This window comes from Polaromonas sp. YR568 (genome assembly GCF_900116715.1).
Taxonomy (GTDB): domain Bacteria; phylum Pseudomonadota; class Gammaproteobacteria; order Burkholderiales; family Burkholderiaceae_C; genus Polaromonas.
Genome location: NZ_FPBM01000009.1, coordinates 54972 through 77996 on the forward strand (window position 1 = coordinate 54972; position 23025 = coordinate 77996).

A 23025-nucleotide genomic window follows, 5' to 3' on the forward strand; every position below is an offset into this window, starting at 1 on the left:
TCATCAACCCAAAATAAGCACAAAGACATGGCCAAAAAATCCAGCATCCGATCTCCTGAATCCGCGGCCCCGCGCCGCATTGCCGTGGTGGGCGCGGGCATTGCCGGCGTTGCGTGCGCGCGCACACTGGTGCAGGCCGGGCATGACGTCACCGTCTTCGAGAAAAGCACAGTGCCCGGCGGGCGCATGGCCACCCGTGAAAGCGAATTCGGCGGCTTCGACCACGGCACCCAGTACTTCACCGTGCGCGACGCGCGCTTTGAAAAAGCCCTGGCCACGGCCACAAAGCTGGTGCGGCCCTGGAGCGCCAACACCGTACGCATACTGGACGAGCTGGGCCGCGTGGTGGCTTCAGCGCTGCCGCCCAAAGAAGCCCACTGGGTCGCCACCCCGGGCATGAATGCACTGGTCAAGGAATGGGCGCAGCCCCTGGCCGCCGCCGGCCGGCTGGTGCTGGAGACCGAAGTCGTGCGGATCGAGCCCGACAAACTGCATGCCGAGCAGTGGCAGCTGCAAACCGAAGGCGCCGGCAGCCGGGTCCATTCGGGTTTTGATGCTGTCGTTCTGGCCATTCCTTCCGCACAGGCGCAAGCCCTGCTACTCAGCTCGCAGCAAGGCAAGCCGCTGCTGGCCCAGCTGTCGGACGTCAGCGTGGCGCCCTGCTGGACTTTGATGCTGGCCTTTCCGAAAGCGCTGCAGCCCACCATGGCGCACCTGGGGCCCCACTGGAATGCGGCGCGCAGCACCCATCATCGCATCGCCTGGCTGGCACGCGAGTCGTCCAAGCCCGGTCGCAGCCCGATCGAGCGCTGGACGGTGCAGGCCAGCCCTGAATGGTCGGAGCGCCACCTGGAAGACGACGGCGAGCGCGTCAAGGCCAAGCTGCTGAAAGCATTCACCGAAGTCACCGGCATACGCGCAGAGCCGCCCCATGCGGTGGTGCACCGCTGGCGCCATGCCCAGACGATGCAGCCCCTGGGCAAAAGCCACATCTGGGACGCCAAATCCCGCATCGGCGTTTGTGGAGACTGGTGCCTGGGGCACCGTGTCGAGGACGGCTTTGTGTCGGGCCTTGAAATGGCTTTGGCTCTGGCCTGACTCGCGAAGTCGAGGGTTAGGGTATGGAGGCCGCATACCGGGGCCGGTTTGCCCCTTCGCCAACGGGGCCGCTGCATGCGGGCTCGCTGGTCGCCGCCCTGGCCAGCTGGCTGGATGCCCGCGCGCACCAGGGCCGCTGGCTGGTACGCATCGAAGACGTGGATACGCCGCGCTGCGTGCCCGGCGCCGACCAGCTCATTCTTGAGCAACTGGCCCACTGCGGCCTGGTGCCTGACGAGCCGCCGGTTTACCAGTCGCAGCGTGGCGACTTGTACCAGCAAGCGCTGGATTCACTGATCGCCCGTGGCCTGGCTTACCCCTGCGCCTGCACGCGGCAGGACATCGCGCTGGCGCTTGCCGCCGCCGGGCAGGCGCGGGAGCGGCACGGCGAGCTGGTGTACCCGGGGACCTGCCGCGGCGGTCTGCATGGGCGTGCGGCACGCGCCTGGCGGTTTCGCGCCGATATTTATGAGCCAAATCGCGGTTTTGACCAGTATTCACTAGCGTACGAAGCTCCTGATTTAATAGCAAAAACCTCGACAGCAAAAAAAGCCCAAACTGGTGAAAACGCCGAAATCGCCTGGCATGACCGCCTGCTGGGCCCACAGTCGCAAGACGTCGGCCGCGAAGTGGGCGACTTTGTGCTCAAGCGGGCCGACGGCCTGTGGGCTTACCAGCTGGCCGTGGTGGTGGATGACGCCGACCAGGGCATCACGGACATCGTGCGCGGCGAAGACCTGGCCGACAACACGGCGCGGCAAATCCTGCTGCAACGCGCGCTGGGCCTGCCCACACCACGCTACCTGCACACGCCGCTGGTGCTGGGCGCCAACGGCGAAAAGCTCTCCAAACAAAACGGCGCCCAGGCGCTGGATACGGCCCAGCCGCTGCGGCTGCTGGCGCAGGCTGGCGAGGCGCTGGGGCTGGATACCGAGCGCATGGCAAGTGCGGACTCCCCCTCCGCGTGGCTGCAGCAGGCGATACCGCTTTGGGCGACTAAAATTGCCGGGTGATTGAAACCCTCCCCCCAGTGCCGCCTTCGCCACCCGAAGACGCGCCGACCGACACCCACCCGCCCCACAAAATCCGTAGCTTTGTGCGCCGCACCGGCCGCACCACCGCCGGCCAGGCCAAAGCCTTTGCCGATGTAGGGCCCCAGTTTCTACTGCCCTACGCCGACGCACCGCTCGACTTTGAAAGCACCTTTGGGCGCACGGCCCCCACCGTGCTCGAAATAGGCTTTGGCATGGGCGAGGCCACGGCCCACATTGCCGCGCTGATGCCCGACAAAAACTTTCTTTGCTGTGAAGTGCACACGCCCGGTGTGGGCGCCCTGCTCAAACGGATAGCCGAGCAAAACCTCTCCAACATCCGCATCCTGCAGCATGACGCGGTCGAGGTGATGGACGACATGCTGCCGAAGTCCAGCCTGGACGGCGTGCACATCTTTTTCCCCGACCCGTGGCACAAGAAAAAGCACAACAAACGCCGGCTGATCCAGCAGCCGCTGATCGCCAAGCTGGCCGCCCGCCTCAAACCCGGCGGCTACCTGCACTGCGCCACCGACTGGCAGCCTTACGCCGAGCAGATCCTTGAAGTGCTGGCCGCCGAGCCCTTGCTCAAAAACACAGCCGACCAGGCCCAGGGCGGCTACGCCCCCAAGCCGGCCTACCGGCCCCTGACCAAGTTTGAAAACCGCGGCATCAAGCTCGGGCACGGTGTGTGGGACGTGGTGTTCACCCGTGTGTAAACAGCCGTTCGTACAGGTGTGAACGGGCCCGCCCACAGCTTGCCGGCGCGCAACGGCGTCAGCCCCAGTTGTGTGGGCCTGCCGGCAGGCGACTGGCCGACCATCACGGATTTCCTTGTAGAGCGCTTTCCCGCGATCTCGCGTGAGGTCTGGCTGCAGCGCATGGCGGACAAGCTGGTGGCCGATGAGTTCGGCGAGGCCGTCACCCCCGAACGCCCGTACCGGGGCCATATGCGCGTCTACTACTACCGCGCCCTGGATGATGAGCCCCGCGTGCCCTTTGAAGCCAGCGTGCTGTGGCAAGACGAACACCTGGTGGTTGCCGACAAACCCCATTTTTTACCCGTCACACCCTCGGGTCATTACCTGCAGGAAACCCTGCTGGTGCGGCTCAAAAACAGCCTGGGCCTGGAAGACCTCATCCCGATTCACCGCATAGACCGTGAAACAGCGGGCCTGGTGCTGTTTTCAGTACAACCCAGGGAGCGCGATGCCTACCAGGCGCTTTTCAGGCGCCACGAGGTCAGCAAGGACTACGAAGCCATCGCACCCTGGCGCGCGGACATTCAGTTCCCGTTGACCCGCAAAAGCCGGATCGTGCAGGGAGAGCCCTTCTTCCGGCAATGCGAAGCCGAGGGCGAACCCAACAGCGAGACCCATATCGACCTGCTGGAGACGTCACCCCGCACCCAGCTGGCGCGCTACGCCCTGCGCCCCGTTACCGGCAAAAAACACCAACTGCGGGTGCATATGAACGCCCTGGGCATCCCCATCACCAATGACCGGATTTACCCGCCGGTACACCCCACCCCTGACGACGACTACAGTCGGCCGCTGCAACTTCTGGCCAAAGCCGTGAGCTTCAGGGACCCCTTCACGGGCGAACTCCGGGCGTTTCATACGCGCCTCGGGCTTTCCCTGGGACTGGATTTCACGTCCTGATCACAAGACGACAAAATCCAGCAATGCCCAAAACCCGAAACCAGGAAGATCGCAAGCGCACGCGGGGAAAGCTCCTTCTTGCTTCGGCCTACCGGGCATTCGACGCACAGGAATACCAACTGGCAGCTCGCTTCTGCCTGGAAGCCCACCGGCTTATTCCGAAAGAGGCGGAGGTCTGCAATCTGCTGGCCTGCACTTTTTTGAAGCGCAATTCCCTTCACGACGCCAAAGTCTGGTTTTACAAGGCGCTTCGCATCGATCCCGACCATGTGAATACGTTGGTCAATCTTGGAAATTGCCTGCGCGAAGAAGACCTCGAAGGTTCGCGGGTGCATTTGCAGCACGCCGTCGATCTGGCTCCGCAGTTTTCCATGGCCGTTCAGAATTTGTTTCCCACACTGATACGACAGCATCGTTATCGCCAGGCCGCCATGCTGGCGCTTGACGCTCATGCCCAAGGGACTTTTGATGAGGCATTGATGAATCCGTGGCTGCTCTTTGCCTTGCGGGCGGACGCCGTATGGGACGTGGACATAGACGCCATCACCAGGCAGATGGCATACCACTGGCGGGCCGGCGACAAGGTGAATGGCGGATTCACACTGCTTCCCCTTGCGGTCTGGGATGACCCCTCACTACACCAGATCGTGAGCCGCATTCACTCCAAAGAGCTGCTCGAAAAAGACGCCTCGCAATTTTCAAAAGCCCTGCCGGCGCCGCACCGCGAAATACGACCGGATCACAAACCCTTGAGACTGGGCTACCTTTCCAGCAGCTTTAGAGAACACCCGACCGGGTTACTGATCGACGGCGTATTCGCGCTGCACGACCGCAGGCAGTTTGAGGTGTATGGCTACTTCGCTTCACCAGAAGCAAAAAGCGCCATTGGACAGCGCCTGCGAGCCGGTTGCGATCACGCTCGGGAGGTAGCGCATCTTCCATTTCGGGACATCGCGGAGCTCATCAGGCGCGACGGCATCGATATTCTGATTTGTTGCGGGGGACACACGGAACACACACCACTGCCGGTGCTGGCCATGCGCCCCGCACCTGTCCAGATTCATTACCTGGACTACGCCGGCCCTCTGTGTTTTCCTGAACTGGATTACGCAATCTTCGATCAGCATGTAGTGCCTCCCGGCGCTGAAATTCATTTCGACGAGGCAGTGCTGGCCTTGCCGCACTCTTATCATGTTTGCGCCCCACTGGCGCCGTCGCATCACAGTGTGACCCGAAGCGAACTAGGGTGGCCTGAAAACGCCGTCGTGATGGGAGACTGGTCCAGAAGCTACCGGATGTCCCCTGAAATGTTCGCATCAAGAATGCGGATCATTGAACAGGCGCCCGAAAGCATACTGGTCTTGCTCGCGGCCACTCCGGCTTACGAAGAGAGCTTGCGGCAGCACTGGGCCGCAAAGGGCCTCTCGCAAGACCGGCTTCTGTTTGCGCCGGCTATTTCGCCCGAAGCCCATCTCTCCCGAACAGCACATCTTGATTTGATGCTGTCACCGTTTCCGTATGGCCTCGCCGCCAATGCCATCGATGCCTTGTGCCAGGGTATTCCGGTGCTGGGCATAGAAGGGCAAAGCGTGGCATCACGCAACCTGGCGAGCATTCTGCTGACGCACGGTACCCCTGAGCTGACCAGCTCGACATTTGCAGAGTTTGAGCAAAAGGCGGTTTTCTACGCCAATCACCCCGCCGAATTGCAGGCGCTGAAAACCCGGCTGCGCGGCCTGGTAGCTACCTCACCGCTTTTTGATCAGCGCAAGCACGTACTTGCCCTGGAAAGAGGGCTGCTTGCCGCTTGGGAGCGCCATTCCCAAGGTAAAGCACCTGCCCGCATCGACGTCTCGCCGGACTAACGATTCATCGCCTGGAGATTGCCTATCGGGTATGGAACTGCCGATAGACACAAGACAGGTCAGCACAAGCAAGCACCGTCCCCAGGCCGAAATACCGGCCACCTGATCAGAATCCAGGCGACAAAACCGCCGAAATCGCAGCGCATTCGGCAGCGTTTTTCCGACTCCTGCGCTCAGCCCACTCCTCTTTTTCGCCACTTTGTGACTTGAATCCAACGGATTCGAGTACAGACGTATTGCCAGTCAGGTTTCGCGTGAAATTGCTCACGGTATTAATACTTTGAATCGATTTTTCGTGAAATATGCAACCGAAAGAAACGAAATACTCTGACAAATATGATAAAGCGTTACATCCAGAATCATTTTTGATGCGTATTCATACGGTTTACGCAAATTTCTGTGCAAGGGAAAGTCGTGATATTTCTGGCAAATATCCAATCCAATCAATACCTTGCAACAATTTTGTGTGGTAATTCCCACCTATACCCGAGGGTACGTGGGAAAATTCTGCGAACTAATTACATTATTAACACGTCAATAGCACACTTTTTTACAAATAGCGCTTAAGCACCTATTTAAAGACGTAACGCCGCTGAGTTTGAAAGAAACCAGATGAATACCGCAACACACCGTGACCTGAAAAGCAGCCTGGCTCCGCGCTTATGGGCATTGGCGATGACGCTGATGCTGTCCTTCGGTGTGTCCGCACAGCCTGTTTCCTCCGCAGATGCAGCCATTGCCGTTGCCGAACAGTGGCTCACCCTGGCTGATGCCGATCAGGGTGGCGCGATGTGGGATCAAAGCTTTTCCTTCATGAAGGAAAAGGAAAGCCGCGCCAATTGGGCCACCTACATCTCCACCAAGAACCGCCTTCTGGGCACCAGAGCCGCGCCAAGGGTTTGGGCGGTTATGGAGCACGACGTCAACAAAGCGGGACTGCCCCCAGGGGAGTTTGCGAGCGTGCTGTTCTACGCGCCATTTGCCAATAGCCGGGGCTGGGAAAAAGTCGCGGTGTATTGGGACAGGGACCGTTGGGTCCCGGTTGGCTATTTGTACGGCGTGGGTCAGCCTGCTGCGCAGCAACCTGCCAGATGAGCTGCGTCAATCCACCTTGCACCTTTGAACCGATACCCGTTCTGAGTCAAAAATGAATAAGTTTTACCGCACCGTATACAGCGAACTTTTAGGTACGTGGGTCGCTGTATCCGAAATCTCCAGCGCGCGAGGCAAACGCAGCGGCTCCAAAGTGAGCGCCGTCGTAGCCTCTTCGATCCTCGGTGCGGCGGTACTCATGTCCTCGGGCGCCAATGCCAACTTTATCGGGGGCGCTCCCGGAGCCACAGGTACCTACGGAACGATCACCCCTGCGGGGGCAGGCACTGGTATTGCCATCGGTGGTGGCACCACGGCCACTACGCAAAGAGCAACTGCCAGTGGTAATGCCGGCACAGCTCTTGGCAATGCAGCGGTCGCCAGCGGTGACAACTCCACCGCGATCGGCGCCAACACCGACGCTACCGGTGCAAGCTCGGTCGCACTCGGTACCGGTGCGCAAGCCACCGCCGGCTTCGCCGTGGCCATCGGTAATAACGCTACCGCTTCCCAAGGCAGTGCAACTGCGATCGGCTCCGGCTCCAAGGCAGTGGGCTCCGGCGCATATGCCCTGGGCAATGACGCGAATGCAGTGGGTACGTCTTCAGTTGCCATTGGTGGCGGCAACGGCACAGGCACGGGCGGATCAACAGCGGGATCTGACTACTCCATCGCCATTGGGCGCAATGCCCTTGTCACCGGCACAGGAGCCACAAACGCAGATGCCGTCGCCATCGGCGGAAGTGCCACTGCCGGCAATGCGGCAACGGCTAGCGCAGCACAAGCCGTAGCGCTTGGAAGAGCGGCCATTGCCAGCGGCACTTCATCCCTTGCAGCCGGATCGGGTGCATCGGCGAGCAGTGCAAGCGCTGTTGCGCTAGGCGCAACTGCAACTGCAAGCAATACCAGCTCGGTTGCCATTGGAGCCGGCGCCACCGCCAGTACCGCCAACTCAATTGCCATTGGAGCCACCGCCACCGTCAGCAAAGCAGACAGTGTGGCCCTGGGCTCCAATTCCTCCGCCACTGTGGGTGCGCAAACCGGCTATACGGCCTTCGGCATCACAGCAGGGCAAAACTCTGCCGGCGAAGTAAATGTCGGCAACCGCACGATCTCGGGCGTGGCCGCCGGTAAAGATGCGACAGATGCTGTCAACGTGACCCAGCTGTCCACGGTGACGAGCTCCCTTTCAACCGGCTTGAGCACTACCAACAGCAACGTGACGTCGCTGTCCACCGGACTGAGCACGGCAACCAGCAGCATCACGTCTTTGTCCACGGGCTTGAGCACTGCCAACGTCGGTATCACCTCGCTCTCCACTGGCCTCAGCACCACCAACAGCAGCGTCGTCTCGCTGTCGACTTCAACCTCGACGGGCTTGAGCACTGCCACCAGCCGCATCACGTCACTGTCCACCGGGTTGAGCACTACCGACAGCCGGGTGACCTCCCTGTCGACGGGGTTGAGCACAGCCACCAGCGGGATCACTTCGCTGTCCACCGGACTGAGCAGCACCAACAGCAATGTCACCTCGCTGTCCACGTCCGCGTCCACGGGCATCAGCTCGCTGTCTACAGGCTTGAGCACCACAACAAGCGGCATTACGTCTCTGTCCACCGGTCTGAGCACGGCAACGAGCGGCATCACATCTCTATCCACCGGGCTGAGCACAACAAACAGCAATGTCACGTCGCTGTCCACCTCGACATCCACAGGCATCAGCTCGCTGTCTACGGGTCTGAGCACGGCAACAAGTGGCATCACGTCCTTGTCGACCGGTCTGAGTACCGCCACCAGTGGGATTACTTCACTGTCCACCGGTCTCAGCACCGCCAACAGCAACGTCACGTCGCTGTCGACTTCAGCGTCGACCGGCGTCAGCTCGCTGTCTACAGGTTTGAGCACGACAGCAAGTGGCATAACTTCTTTGTCCACCGGCCTCAGTACGACGAACAGCAATGTCACTTCGCTGTCAACGTCAGCTTCGACTGGTGTCAGTTCACTGTCTACAGGACTGAGTACCGCCAATAGCAACGTGACATCGCTGTCGACCTCCGCTTCGACCGGCATTAGCTCGCTCTCCACTTCGACCTCAACAGGCCTGAGCACCGCGACCAGCCGCATCACCTCACTGTCAACCGGCCTGAGCACAACCGACAGCCGGGTGACATCGCTGTCGACTTCAACATCGACTGGCTTGAGCACCGCTGCCAGCGGCATCACGTCCCTTTCTACCGGACTGAGCACAACTGACAGCAATGTCACGTCTCTCTCTACATCGGCGTCGACCGGCCTGAGCACTGCCAACAGCAGCGTCACTTCGCTCTCGACCTCGGCCTCAACGGGCGTAAGCTCACTGTCCACCGGCCTGAGCACAGCGACCAGCCGCATCACCTCGCTGTCAACCGGATTGAGCACAACAGACAGTCGTGTGACATCCCTGTCGACGGGCCTGAGCACGACCGACAGCCGGGTAACGTCGCTGTCCACCTCTACTTCAACCGGCATCAGTTCGTTGTCGACTGGCCTGAGCACGACAAGCAGCAGTGTCACCTCGCTGTCTACCGGCCTTAGCACTACGAATAGCAATGTCACGTCGCTATCTACGTCGACCTCCACTGGGCTGAGCACCGCCGACAGCCGCATCACGTCGCTGTCCACGTCAACGTCGACGGGCTTGAGCACCGCAACGAGCGGCATTACCTCCCTGTCTACCGGACTGAGTACTGCCAACAGCAGCGTCACTTCGCTTTCAACGTCCGCTTCGACTGGCGTCAGTTCCTTGTCTACGGGCCTGAGCACCACCAACAGCAACGTCACGTCGCTGTCGACCTCAGCTTCGACCGGCATCAGCTCGCTGTCTACAGGCCTGAGCACGACAACTAGCGGCATCACGTCTCTGTCTACAGGCCTGAGCACAACGAACAGCAACGTCACTTCGCTGTCGACCTCTGCTTCTACCGGCATCAGCTCACTCTCGACCTCGACATCCTCGGGCCTGAGCACCGCGACCAGCAGCATCGTTTCTTTGTCGACATCGACCTCAACGGGCTTGAGCACGGCAACAAGCGGCATCACGTCCTTGTCCACCGGCCTGAGCACGACGAACAGCAACATCACCTCGCTGTCAACGTCGGCTTCGACCGGTGTCAGTTCACTGTCCACCGGCCTGAGCACAACCAATAGCAACGTCACGTCGCTGTCGACCTCCGCCTCGACCGGCATCAGCTCCCTGTCGACGTCAACCTCGACTGGTTTGAGCACAGCCACCAGCGGCATTACTTCACTGTCCACCGGCCTGAGCACAACGAACAGCAATGTCACATCGCTGTCAACATCAGCCTCGACCGGCGTCAGTTCGTTGTCTACGGGTCTGAGTACCGCCAACAGCAATGTCACGTCGCTCTCGACCTCCGCTTCGACGGGCATCAGCTCGCTGTCCACCGGACTGAGCACAACGAACAGCAATGTCACCTCGCTGTCAACTTCAGCTTCGACTGGCATCAGCTCGCTGTCTACAGGCCTGAGCACCGCAACCAGTGGCATTACGTCCCTGTCCACGGGTCTGAGCACCACCAACAGCAATGTCACCTCGCTTTCAACGTCGGCTTCGACCGGCGTCAGTTCGTTGTCCACGGGCCTGAGCACCACCAACAGCAACGTCACATCGCTTTCGACCTCTGCCTCAACAGGCGTCAGTTCACTATCCTCAGGCCTGAGCACCGCGACCAGCCGCATCACTTCACTCTCCACTGGTCTGAGCACGACCGACAGCCGGGTAACGTCGCTATCCACCTCAACCTCCACTGGCATCAGCTCGCTATCGACGGGCCTGAGCACAACGGCAAGCGGCGTCACATCGCTGTCCACCGGCTTGAGCACGACCAACAGCAACGTCACTTCGCTGTCGACTTCTGCTTCAACCGGTATCAGTTCTTTGTCGACTGGCCTGAGTACGGCAACGAGCGGCATCACTTCGCTGTCTACGGGTCTGAGCACTACGGACAGCCGGGTGACGTCCCTGTCGACCTCTGCGTCAACCGGCATTAGTTCGCTCTCCACCTCGACTTCGACAGGATTGAGCACCGCCACCAGCGGCATCACATCCCTGTCCACCGGCTTGAGCACCACGAACAGCAACGTCGCGTCGCTGTCAACGTCAGCTTCGACCGGCGTCAGTTCGCTCTCTACTGGCCTGAGCACAACAAACAGCAATGTCACGTCGCTATCGACCTCCGCTTCTACAGGCATCAGCTCACTCTCGACCTCGACATCCTCAGGCCTGAGCACTGCGACCAGCAGCATCGTTTCTTTGTCCACCTCAACCTCAACGGGCTTGAGCACAGCAACGAGCGGCATCACATCTCTGTCCACCGGCCTTAGCACGACGAACAGCAATGTCACCTCGCTGTCAACGTCGGCCTCGACTGGTGTCAGTTCGCTATCTACGGGTCTGAGCACCACCAACAGCAATGTCACCTCGCTGTCGACCTCTGCTTCGACCGGCATCAGCTCTCTCTCGACCTCGACATCGACGGGCTTGAGTACCGCAGACAGCCGAATTACCTCGCTATCGACTTCGACTTCGACTGGTTTGAGCACAGCAACGAGCGGCATCACATCGCTGTCGACCTCCGCTTCCACCGGCATTAGCTCCCTGTCCACCGGCCTCAGCACAACGAATAGCAATGTCACCTCGCTGTCAACGTCGGCCTCGACTGGTGTCAGCTCGCTGTCTACTGGTCTGAGCACCACCAATAGCAACGTGACCTCGCTGTCGACTTCTGCTTCGACCGGCATCAGTTCACTCTCGACTTCGACGTCCACCGGCTTGAGCACCGCAACGAGCGGCATCACGTCCTTGTCTACCGGCCTCAGCACCACAAACAGCAACGTCACCTCGCTGTCAACGTCGGCCTCGACTGGCATCAGTTCGCTGTCTACGGGTCTGAGCACCGCTAACAGCAACGTCACGTCGCTGTCGACCTCCGCCTCCACCGGTATCAGCTCTCTCTCGACCTCGACGTCCACGGGCTTGAGCACCGCAACGAGCGGCATCACGTCCTTGTCCACCGGCCTCAGCACAACAAACAGCAATGTCACCTCGCTGTCAACGTCGGCCTCAACTGGCGTCAGTTCGCTGTCTACGGGTCTGAGCACGGCTAACAGCAACGTCACGTCGCTGTCGACTTCTGCTTCGACCGGTTTGAGCACTGCAACGAGTGGCATCGTGTCTCTGTCCACCGGTCTGAGCACGACAAACAGCAACGTCACCTCGTTGTCGACCTCGGCATCCACCGGCATCAGCTCACTGTCGACCTCGACATCGACTGGTTTGAGCACAGCGACCAGCAGCATCGTTTCTTTGTCGACTTCAACCACAACCGGGTTGAGCACGGCAACGAGCGGCATCGTATCCCTGTCCACCGGACTGAGCACGACAAACAGCAACGTCACCTCGTTGTCGACCTCGGCATCCACCGGCATCAGCTCACTGTCGACCTCGACATCGACTGGTTTGAGCACAGCCACTAGCGGCATCACTTCGTTGTCTACCGGTCTGAGCACGACCAATAGCAGCGTGACTTCGCTGTCGACTTCAGCATCGACCGGCGTCAGTTCGCTTTCTACCGGCCTGAGCACAACGAACAGCAATGTCACGTCCCTCTCGACCTCCGCTTCGACCGGCATTAGCTCGCTATCCACTTCGACCTCGACAGGTCTGAGCACCGCGACCAGCAGCATCGTTTCTTTGTCGACTTCAACCTCAACGGGCTTGAGCACGGCAACAAGCGGCATCACGTCCCTGTCCACCGGCCTCAGCACGACGAACAGCAATGTCACCTCGCTGTCAACGTCGGCCTCGACTGGTGTCAGTTCGCTGTCTACAGGGCTCAGCACCACCAACAGCAACGTCACGTCGCTCTCGACTTCGACCTCAACAGGTCTGAGCACCGCGACCAGCAGCATCGCTTCCCTTTCGACCTCGACATCGACGGGCTTGAGTACCGCAACGAGTGGCATTGTGTCCTTGTCCACTGGTCTCAGCACGACGAACAGCAATGTCACCTCGCTGTCCACCGGCCTCAGCACCACGAACAGTAACGTCACGTCGTTGTCTACCTCGACATCGACGGGCTTGAGCACCGCAACGAGCGGCATCACGTCCCTGTCCAGCGGCCTGAGCACAGCGAACAGCAATGTCACTTCGCTATCGACGTCAACTTCGACAGGCCTGAGCACTGCCGACAGCCGTATTACCTCGTTGTCCACCTCGACCTCTACGGGACTCAGCACCGCAACCAGCGGCATCACGTCCCTGTCCACTGGCCTGAGCACAACAAACAGCAACGTCACCTCACTGTCGACCTCGACATCAACCGGACTCAGCACTGCAGCCAGTGGCATCACGTCTCTGTCCACAGGCCTGGGCTCCTTGTCGACTTCAACATCCACGGGCCTGAGCACTGCCGACAGCCGCATTACCTCGCTGTCCACCTCGACGTCGACCGGTATCGGGTCTTTGTCTACGGGCTTGAGCACCGCAGAGAGCGGCATCTCTTCACTGTCGACCGGCTTTACCTCCGTCTCCACAGGTTTCAGCTCTGTCTCGACCGGCTTCAGCTCCTTGTCCACGGGCCTGAGCACAACCAACAGCAACGTCACGTCGTTGTCAACTTCCGCGTCGACCGGCATCAGCTCCTTGTCGACCTCGACATCTACGGGCCTGAGTACCGCCGCTAGCGGTCTTACTTCACTGTCCACGTCGACGTCGACTGGCCTGAGTACTGCAACCAGCGGCATCACGTCCCTGTCCACTGGTCTGAGCACGACGAACAGCAACGTCACCTCACTGTCAACGTCGGCTTCGACTGGCGTCAGTTCGCTGTCTACGGGTCTGAGCACCACCAACAGCAATGTCACATCGCTTTCGACTTCCACTTCGACCGGTATCAGTTCGCTCTCGACCTCGACGTCGACGGGCCTGAGCACGGCTACCAGCGGCATTATTTCGCTGTCCACCGGCCTGAGCACAACGAACAGCAATGTCACTTCGCTATCGACCTCCGCCTCCACTGGTATCAGCTCGCTGTCGACTTCAACTTCGACTGGCCTGAGCACGGCTACCAGCGGGATCACGTCCCTGTCGACCGGACTGAGCACAACAAACTCCAGCGTTACTTCGCTGTCCACGTCGACGTCGACCGGCTTGAGCACGGCAACGAGTGGCATTACATCTCTGTCCACAGGGTTGAGCACCACCAACAGCAACGTGACGTCGCTGTCAACGTCGGCTTCGACTGGCATCAGCTCACTCTCAACCTCGGCTTCCACGGGCCTGAGCACTGCGACCAGTGGCATCACGTCCCTGTCCACTGGCCTGGGCTCCCTGTCGACTTCAACATCTACGGGTCTGAGCACGGCTGCCAGCGGCCTTACCTCGCTGTCCACGTCAACATCGACTGGCCTGAGTACTGCAACCAGTGGCATCACGTCTCTGTCCACGGGACTGAGCACCGCTGAAAGCAACGTCACTTCTTTGTCCACATCGACATCGACCGGCTTGAGCACCGCAACCAGCGGCATTACGTCTCTGTCCACGGGCCTGAGCACCACCAACAGCAACGTCACCTCGCTGTCGACTTCGACTTCCACCGGACTGAGCACGGCTGATAGCAGGATCACGTCGCTGTCAACCTCAACCTCGACAGGCCTGAGCACGGCGACCAGCGGCGTCACGTCCCTGTCCACTGGGCTGAGCACAACCAATAGCAATGTCACGTCGCTGTCAACTTCAGCTTCGACGGGCATTAGCTCTTTGTCCACTTCGACCTCGACTGGCCTGAGCACAGCCGCCAGCGGCATCACGTCCCTGTCCACAGGCCTGAGCACCACCGAAAGCAACGTCACCTCGCTGTCGACCTCGACCTCCACGGGCTTGAGTACCGCAACAAGTGGCATTGCGTCCTTGTCCACCGGCCTCAGCACGACGAACAGCAATGTCACGTCGCTGTCTACCTCTGCTTCGACCGGCATCAGTTCGCTCTCGACCTCAACCTCCACGGGCCTGAGCACTGTCACCAGCAGCATCGGTTCGCTGTCGACCTCGACATCGACCGGCCTAAGCACGGCAACAAGCGGCATTACGTCTCTGTCCACCGGCCTGAGCACTGCCGAGAGCAACGTCACCTCGCTGTCGACCTCGGCGTCCACGGGCATCAGCTCCCTGTCGACGTCGACATCTACAGGTTTGAGCACCGCCGCCAGCGGGCTTACCTCGCTGTCGACATCGACTTCCACCGGTTTGAGCACAGCGGATAGCAGGATCACATCTCTGTCCACGTCGACATCGACCGGCCTGAGCACTGCCACCAGCGGCATCACATCCCTCTCCACGGGCCTGAGCACCGTTGAAAGCAACGTCACTTCGCTGTCCACCTCGACTTCAACTGGCATCAGCTCGCTGTCGACTTCGACATCGACAGGTTTGAGCACCGCCGCCAGCGGTCTAACCTCGCTGTCCACCTCGACATCGACCGGCTTGAGCACCGCCACTAGTGGCATCACGTCCCTGTCCACCGGTCTGAGCACCGCTGAAAGCAGCATTACCTCGGTGTCTACTGGTCTGAGCACGGCAAACAGCAACGTCACCTCTCTGTCGACTTCCACCTCGACCGGCATCAGCTCCTTGTCGACCTCGACATCCACAGGCTTGAGCACCGCCGCCAGCGGCCTGACCTCGCTGTCTACGTCTACATCGACCGGCTTGAGCACTGCCACGAGCGGTATCACGTCCCTGTCCACGGGCTTGAGTACCACTGAAAGCAACGTCACTTCGCTGTCGACCTCCACGTCGACAGGTCTGAGTACCGCGGACAGCCGTATTACCTCCCTGTCTACCTCGACCTCTACGGGTCTGAGCACTGCGACCAGTGGCATCACGTCCCTGTCCACCGGCCTGGGCTCCTTGTCGACCTCGACATCCACAGGCTTGAGCACCGCTGCCAGTGGCATCACGTCTCTGTCCACGGGCCTGAGCACCACGGAAAGCAACGTCACTTCGCTGTCGACCTCGACCTCGACGGGCTTGAGCACCGCCGCCAGCGGCCTGACCTCGCTGTCCACGTCTACATCGACTGGTCTGAGCACCGCCACCAGCGGCATTACGTCCTTGTCTACGGGTCTGAGCACTACCAACAGCAACGTCACCTCGTTGTCGACATCGACTTCCACCGGGCTGAGCACGGCCGATAGCAGGATCACGTCGCTGTCAACCTCAACCTCGACAGGCCTGAGTACGGCGACCAGCGGCATCACCTCTCTGTCCACGGGCTTGAGCACTGCTGAAAGCGGCATCTCATCCCTGTCCACCGGTTTCAGTTCCGTGTCTACAGGTTTCAGCTCACTGTCGACTTCAACATCGACGGGTCTTAGCTCACTGTCCACCGGCCTGAGTTCGCTGTCCACGTCTACATCGACCGGCCTGAGCACTGCCACCAGCGGCATCACGTCCCTGTCCACGGGACTGAGTACCGCGGAAAGCAATGTCACCTCGCTGTCGACATCGACCTCGACTGGTATCAGTTCCTTGTCGACATCAACTTCGACGGGCTTGAGTACCGCCGCAAGCGGCCTGACTTCGCTGTCCACGTCTACATCGACCGGCCTGAGCACTGCCACCAGCGGCATCACGTCCCTGTCCACGGGCCTGAGTACCGCTGAAAGCAACATCACGTCACTGTCCACATCGACTTCGACCGGTATCAGTTCCTTGTCGACGTCAACCTCGACGGGCTTGAGCACCGCCGCCAGCGGCCTTACCTCGCTGTCCACGTCGACCTCGACTGGCCTGAGCACTGCTGCCAGCGGCATTACGTCTCTGTCCACGGGCCTCAGCACCGCCGAAAGCGGCATCTCGTCTCTGTCTACCGGCTTCAGCTCCGTCTCCACTGGCTTTAGCTCGATCTCTACGGGCTTTAGCTCTCTGTCCACAGGACTGAGCACCACCAACAGCAACGTCACCTCGTTGTCGACATCAACTTCCACCGGACTGAGTACGGCGGATAGCAGGATCACCTCTCTCTCCACGTCGACATCGACCGGCCTGAGCACCGCCACCAGCGGCATCACGTCCCTGTCCACGGGCCTGAGCACTGCTGAGAGCAACGTCACGTCACTGTCGACGTCGACCTCAACCGGCATCAGCTCCTTGTCGACTTCGACATCCACAGGTTTGAGCACCGCTGCGAGCGGCCTGACTTCACTGTCCACGTCTACATCGACCGGCTTGAGCACTGCCACCAGCGGTATCACGTCCCTGTCCACAGGCCTGAGCACCGCTGAAAGCAACGTCACTTCGCTGTCGACGTCGACCTCGACGGGCCTGAGCACCGCCACCAGCGGCATCACATCCCTGTCCACGGGTCTGAGCACCACCAACAGCAACGTGACCTCGCTGTCGACATCGACTTCCACCGGGCTGAGCACGGCGGATAGCAGGATCACCTCTCTCTCCACGTCGACATCGACCGGCCTGAGCACCGCCACCAGCGGTATCACGTCTCTGTCCACGGGCCTGAGCACGGCGGAGAGTGGCATCTCGTCACTGTCCACCGGCTTTGGTTCTGTCTCTACCGGCTTTAGCTCTATCTCGACCGGTTTCAGCTCGATCTCCACCGGCTTCAGCTCACTGTCGACGTCGACCTCGACCGGGTTCAGTTCCCTGTCCACGGGCCTGAGCACGGCGGAGAGCGGCATCTCGTCCCTCTCCACCGGCTTTGGTTCCGTCTCCACTGGCTTCAGCTCCATCTCAACCGGATTCAGCTCGATCTCCACCGGTTTCAGTTCCTTGTCGACTTCGACCTCGACCGGGTTCAGTTCCCTGTCTACCGGCCTGAGCACGGCAGAGAGCGGTATCTCCTCGCTCTCCACCGGCTTCAGCTCTGTATCGACCGGGTTCAGCTCCATCTCCACAGGCTTTAGCTCCTTGTCGACCTCGACGTCGACAGGCTTCAGCTCCCTGTCCACCGGTCTGAGCACGGCTGAGAGCGGCATCTCTTCCCTCTCGACCGGCTTCAGTTCTGTGTCGACCGGGTTCAGCTCCATCTCCACGGGCTTTAGTTCGCTGTCGACCTCGACTTCGACGGGTCTCAGCTCCTTGTCTACCGGCCTGAGCACCGCAGAAAGCAGTGTCACGTCGCTGTCAACGTCGACATCCACTGCCGAGAGCTCGCTGTCCACCGGCATCAGTTCGCTGTCCACGGGCGTGACCTCGCTGTCGACCGGTTTCAGCTCACTGTCCACCGGCTTCGGTTCACTCTCGACCGGCTTTATCTCGCTGTCGACCAGCGTGGGCTCCATCTCGACCGGGCTGAGCACCACCAACAGCAATGTGACCTCGCTGTCGACTTCGACCTCCACCGGCGTCAGCTCGCTGTCGACGGCGGTTGACAGTCTTTCGACCTCGACCTCCACCGGTGTCAGTTCACTCTCCACCGGCGTGAGTTCGCTGTCGACCGGCGTCAGTTCCTTGTCGACTTCAACCTCGACCGGCATCAGCTCACTGTCCACGGGTGTCAGTTCGCTATCGACTTCGACCTCTACCGGTATCAGCTCACTGTCCACGGGTGTCAGCTCGCTGTCGACCTCGACCTCCACCGGCATCAGTTCGCTGTCTACGGGTGTCAGCTCGCTGTCGACTTCGACCTCGTCCAGCGTCAGCTCCCTGTCAACAGGCATCGATTCGCTGTCGACTTCAGCCTCCACCGGCATCAGTTCGCTGTCCACGGGCGTGAGCTCCCTGTCGACCGGTGTCAGCTCGCTGTCTACAGGGTTGAGCACAACCAACAGCAATGTCGCATCGCTGTCGACCTCGACGTCGACCGGCATCAGTTCGCTGTCCACAGGTATCAGCTCTCTGTCCACGGGCGTCAGTTCGCTGTCGACCTCGACATCGACCGGACTCAGTTCACTCTCCACCGGCCTGAGCTCTTTGTCGACGGGCAACAGCTCGCTCTCCACCGGCATAAGTTCCCTGTCGACCGGCGTCAGTTCCTTGTCGACGTCGACCTCCACCAGCGTCAGCTCGCTGTCGACCGGCGTGAGCTCCCTGTCAACGGCCAACAGTTCGCTGTCTACCTCGGTATCGACAGGCATCAGCTCGCTGTCCACCGGCTTCGGTTCGCTCTCGACCGGTGTGGGCTCGCTCTCCACCGGCCTGAGCACCGTCAACAGCGGCATTTCGTCCTTGTCGACAGGACTGGCAACGGCCACGTCGGGCACCGCGGCATTGGCCCCATTGGTCAGCGCCGCCAATGCAGCCACTGCCAATGGGGGCTCAGTCATCGGCTCCACCGCGGGCGGAGCCGCCGGCGGCGGGCTGACGACGCAAGGCAATGCCTTCAACAGCACGACGATACAGACCATTGCAACGCCGTCGGATTGCACCGTGGCCAACGGCGCCGACACCACGGCGACGGGCCTTTGCGCCAGTGCCGGCACCCGGGCCGGCGTGAACGGCGCCACCACGACGACGGTGGCGACCGGCGCCACCGCCTACGGCTCGCAGTCGCTCGCCCAGGACAAAAACACGACGGCCATCGGCTTCCGTGCCACCGCAACCTACGAAGGCTCTGTTGCCATCGGCTTCCAGGCAAGGGCCATTGCCGACCCGGCCACCGCCGTGGGCTCCAACTCACTAGCCTCGGGCAACGACTCCGTGGCTTTGGGCGCCAGCGCCGAAGCCACAGCCAACCGGGCTGTCGCGCTGGGCGCGTACTCGGTCGCCGACCAGCCCAACACGGTGTCGGTGGGCACACCTGGCAGCGAGCGGCGCATCACCAATGTCGCCCCTGGCATTGCGCCAACCGACGCGGTGAACGTGTCCCAGTTGAGTGACGTCAGGCGCATTGCCTACTCCGGTATCGCGATGAGCATGGCCATGGCGGGCACCTACATGCCCAACCTGGAAGGCGGCGAAAAAGCCCTGGGTGTCGGCCTTGGCAACTACAAGGGCTATGGCGCGCTGGGCATCAACTTCAAGGCACTGAACAACGACGGCAAGAGCGCATGGGGCTTCGGCGTGTCGACCACCGGCAAGGAATGGGGCCTGAACTTTGGCGCAAGCTGGAAATGGCGTTAAGTAGAATGCGCTGAAGTGCCTACCGTCAACCAGGCGGGGCCTGCCGGCCCCCTGTGAGCGCCGTGCGGCTTGAGTGCCGCCGGCGCTTTCTGCTTTTGAAGAGATAACACCATGCGAATTGGCATTTCAGTTTTAACCCATGCCGGCCAGAACATCTGGGAAAACGGCCTTGGGCAAAATGTTGTCTTCCTGGCCCAGGCCTTCCAGAAACTCCCCTTTGTCCAGTCGGTCGTTTTGCTCAATGGCGGCGACCAAAGCACCATGCCCCCGCAGGTGAACATGGACGCGCTGGGCCTGCGGATGATGGCCACCCATGAGGCCACGGACCAGATCGACGTGGCGATTGAAATGGCCGGGGCGCTTGATGTGAAATGGCTCGACTACCTGCGGGCCCAGGGCAAAAAAGTGATCTGGTATTGCGCCGGCCAGCCCTATGTCGGCCTGATTGAGCCCACCGTCTTTGAGAGCCCCGGCTTCTTCAGCCGCGCCGACCGTTGCGACGAGATCTGGGCGCTGCCCAAGGACTTCACGGAGTTTGCACCCCTGCTCCGCTCCCTGCACCGGTGCCCGGTCTATGAGGTTCCTTATATCTGGTCCCCGCAGTTTCTCGCCGAGCGCGTCAAAGAGCTCGAAAAAGAGAAATATGTCTTTGGCTTCAAGAAGCGATCACCGGACGCCGCGGGCAAGATAGCCGGCTTGCGCGTGGCGACCTTTGAGCCCAACGTGTCGGTGGTCAAGTGTTCCAACATCCCGATGCTGATTTGCGACGAGGCATTCCGCGCAGACCCCGCCCAGATCGACTTCATGCATGTCCTCAACACCTTGCACCTCAAGGACCACCCCACCCTGCTTTATCTGGCCAACTCCCTGAACCTGGTCAAGCAGCAAAAAGCCATCTTCCAGGGCCGCCATGACTTTGCAGGCTACATGGTGCAGCACGCCAACGCGGTGGTGTCTCACCAGTGGCAGAACGACCAGAACTACAACTACCTCGACGCCCTCTACGGCAACTACCCCCTGATCCACAACTCGCCCTGGCTGCGTGATGCGGGGTACGCGGACTACTACTACCCCGACTTCGACACGCACGAAGGCGCGCGCAAACTGCTGCTGGCCGCACGCCAGCACGATGCGCACCTGGACCATTTCCGGGGCCAGGCCACCAGGGTCATCGCCTCCGTTGACCCCTTCGCCCACCGCAACCTGCAAAACTACGCCCGAAGGCTTCAGCACCTTTTCCGCGATACGGCAGACAAAGGGGTTGCAGCATGACAAAACCCACATCTGCCAGCCAGCCGGCAGGCGCCGCAGGCCGCACCACACCTGACCGTCTTCGGGTCGGCGTGTCGATTTATGTCCGCAAGGGCGAGCAGTCCCTCTGGGAAAACGGCATTTACCAGAACTGCCTGTTCCTGGTGATGCTGCTGATGCGCGCGCCGAATGTGAGTGAAACCTACCTGGTCAGCGGTGGTGGCGACGGCGACGCGGCAGACGCGCAGCGTTTCATGGCGGACTCCCCGGTGCCCATCATTGACATGGCCGCCGCCAGCGAAAAACTCGATGTGATGATCGAAATGAGCGCCCAGCTCAACCGGGAATGGGCAGTGAATTTTCGTGAGCGCGGCGGAAAAGTCGTCACCATGCGCGTCGGCAACGACTATGTCATCGACATCGAACGCATGATCTTCAACAAGCCCCACGGGTTGTTGATCGCCGGTACCCCCTACGACGAAATCTGGACCCTGCCTGAATACGAACGCAGCTGCATGCATTACTTCGGCAGCGCCATGAGAGCGCCTGTGCGGCTGATGCAGCACCTCTGGAGTCCCGTTGTCCTTGAAAGGGCCTCTGCCACACTCCCGAACGGCCAGACCTTTGGCTACAAGCCGGGCCGCAAAAAATGGCGCCTCGGCATCTTCGAGCCCAATATCTGCATGGTCAAAACCAGCCACCTGCCCATGCTGCTCATTGATATGGCGCACCGGGCCAACCCGCGCATGATCGAGCTGCTGCGGGCCTACAACACCTTTCACCTCAAAGACCACGTCACTTTTGTCGGCTTCGCCAACAGCCTGGACATCGTCAGGCACGGCCTGGCCACCTTTGAAGGACGCTTTCCGGTCTACCAGTGCCTGTCGTCGCAAGTCGATGCCGTGGTGTGCCACCAGTGGGAAAACGGGCAGAACTACCTCTACTACGAAGCGCTGCACGGCGGCTACCCCTTGATCCACAACTCCACATTCATTGGGGACTGCGGTTATTTTTACCCCGGCTTTGACTGCGAAGAAGGCGGCCTGGCTCTCATGCAGGCGTTTGCCCAGCACGATGCGGACCTGGCCAACTACCAGGCGCGCGCGCGCACCTTCCTGCGCGTCCTCCACCCGGAAAACGAAGATAACGTGCGTGCCTACAATGAAGCGCTGGTCAATCTGTACAGCACAGGCTCACCATGAATTCACTTTCCACCCTGACCCCTTTAAACGACGCGTCTCGCCTGCGCAAGCTGCTGGCGGCGGGTGTTCTTTGCGTGCTCAGCCTTGGCGGCCATGCACAGGTGACTCCGCAGCGCCCTCCCGCTCCGGCCCCGGTTGCACCCGCCCCCGGCGTGCCGCTGGATGCGCTGACCGCCGCCGCCACCAATGTGGGCGTCAAGCGTTGCCTGCCCGCCATTTCCCGCCTGTCTTCGCTGACGGTAAACGGCAGCACGGGCAATGATGTGCTGGTCGACTGGGACCGCAAGAACCCCGACGGCGGGCCTTTCTTTTCCCTGAGTGGCGTTGAATACAAAAACGCCTCCCTGGCTTTTTCATTGACGGCGGTTCCTGATGCGGCGGGCGGCTGCTCGGTGGCGGCGGAGCGCATCTCGGTTGCGCCGTTTGCCTGCAGGAGCATCGCGCAACAAGAACTCGGCGGCTACAAGGCCACCCAGCTGTTGGCCACCTTCACGGTCTATGTGGACGCGCGCGACCCCGGCGCATCGGTCACGCTGATCGATTCGCCGCCAGGGTGCCTGATCATCCGGCGCCATGTCGAATACGACTGGAAAGACCCGGCAAAGGCAAGAAGCCGATGAATACAGGGCCGAGCGCTGCAGCTCACCTGCGCCCCCAGCCGGGCCGGTTGGACTGCGGAGTACG

The 23025-nt window shown here is 60.8% G+C and carries 9 protein-coding genes and 2 pseudogenes; all 11 read left to right on the forward strand.

The window, feature by feature from the left end:
* Positions 1-27 precede the first annotated feature (27 nt).
* The 11 genes and pseudogenes from BM408_RS17685 to BM408_RS17755 all read left to right on the forward strand — a co-directional run bounded on the left by BM408_RS17685 (position 28) and on the right by BM408_RS17755 (position 22961).
* Positions 28-1098 carry an NAD(P)/FAD-dependent oxidoreductase gene (locus tag BM408_RS17685; protein ID WP_092131485.1) on the forward strand — a complete coding sequence of 357 codons (1071 nt, stop codon included), beginning with the start codon at positions 28-30 and terminating at the stop codon, positions 1096-1098.
* A 23-nt stretch (positions 1099-1121) separates the two neighbouring features.
* Positions 1122-2111 (forward strand): tRNA glutamyl-Q(34) synthetase GluQRS, encoded by a 990-nt coding sequence (gluQRS, locus tag BM408_RS17690; protein WP_092131487.1) that lies wholly within the window; start codon positions 1122-1124, stop codon positions 2109-2111.
* Complete coding sequence (gene trmB, locus BM408_RS17695; protein WP_092131488.1) at positions 2108-2848, forward strand: tRNA (guanosine(46)-N7)-methyltransferase TrmB; 741 nt, start codon at positions 2108-2110, stop codon at positions 2846-2848. The genes gluQRS and trmB overlap by 4 nt, the downstream gene beginning before the upstream one ends.
* Before the next feature lie 18 nt (positions 2849-2866).
* Positions 2867-3790, forward strand: a complete 924-nt coding sequence (locus BM408_RS17700; RefSeq protein WP_092131490.1) for an RluA family pseudouridine synthase — start codon at positions 2867-2869, stop codon at positions 3788-3790.
* Positions 3791-3813: 23 nt separating this feature from the next.
* The gene (locus BM408_RS17705) at positions 3814-5655 is read left to right on the forward strand and encodes an O-linked N-acetylglucosamine transferase, SPINDLY family protein (protein WP_092131491.1); all 1842 of its coding nucleotides are present in this window, start codon (positions 3814-3816) and stop codon (positions 5653-5655) included.
* A gap of 612 nt (positions 5656-6267) precedes the next feature.
* Positions 6268-6750: a DUF4019 domain-containing protein gene (locus BM408_RS17710; protein WP_092131494.1), complete on the forward strand. Its 483-nt coding sequence runs from the start codon at positions 6268-6270 to the stop codon at positions 6748-6750.
* A gap of 52 nt (positions 6751-6802) precedes the next feature.
* A pseudogene (locus BM408_RS22825) lies at positions 6803-19123 on the forward strand (ESPR-type extended signal peptide-containing protein); the annotation flags it as partial.
* 468 nt (positions 19124-19591) lie between these two features.
* A pseudogene (locus BM408_RS23275) lies at positions 19592-19888 on the forward strand (YadA-like family protein); the annotation flags it as partial.
* A 111-nt stretch (positions 19889-19999) separates the two neighbouring features.
* Positions 20000-21160, forward strand: coding sequence for a DUF2827 domain-containing protein (locus BM408_RS17745; RefSeq protein ID WP_092131496.1), 1161 nt, complete (start codon positions 20000-20002; stop codon positions 21158-21160).
* Positions 21157-22341, forward strand: coding sequence for a DUF2827 domain-containing protein (locus BM408_RS17750; protein ID WP_092131497.1), 1185 nt, complete (start codon positions 21157-21159; stop codon positions 22339-22341). The genes BM408_RS17745 and BM408_RS17750 overlap by 4 nt, the downstream gene beginning before the upstream one ends.
* Positions 22338-22961 carry a hypothetical protein gene (locus BM408_RS17755; RefSeq protein ID WP_175541836.1) on the forward strand — a complete coding sequence of 208 codons (624 nt, stop codon included), beginning with the start codon at positions 22338-22340 and terminating at the stop codon, positions 22959-22961. The genes BM408_RS17750 and BM408_RS17755 overlap by 4 nt, the downstream gene beginning before the upstream one ends.
* Positions 22962-23025: the final 64 nt, after the last annotated feature.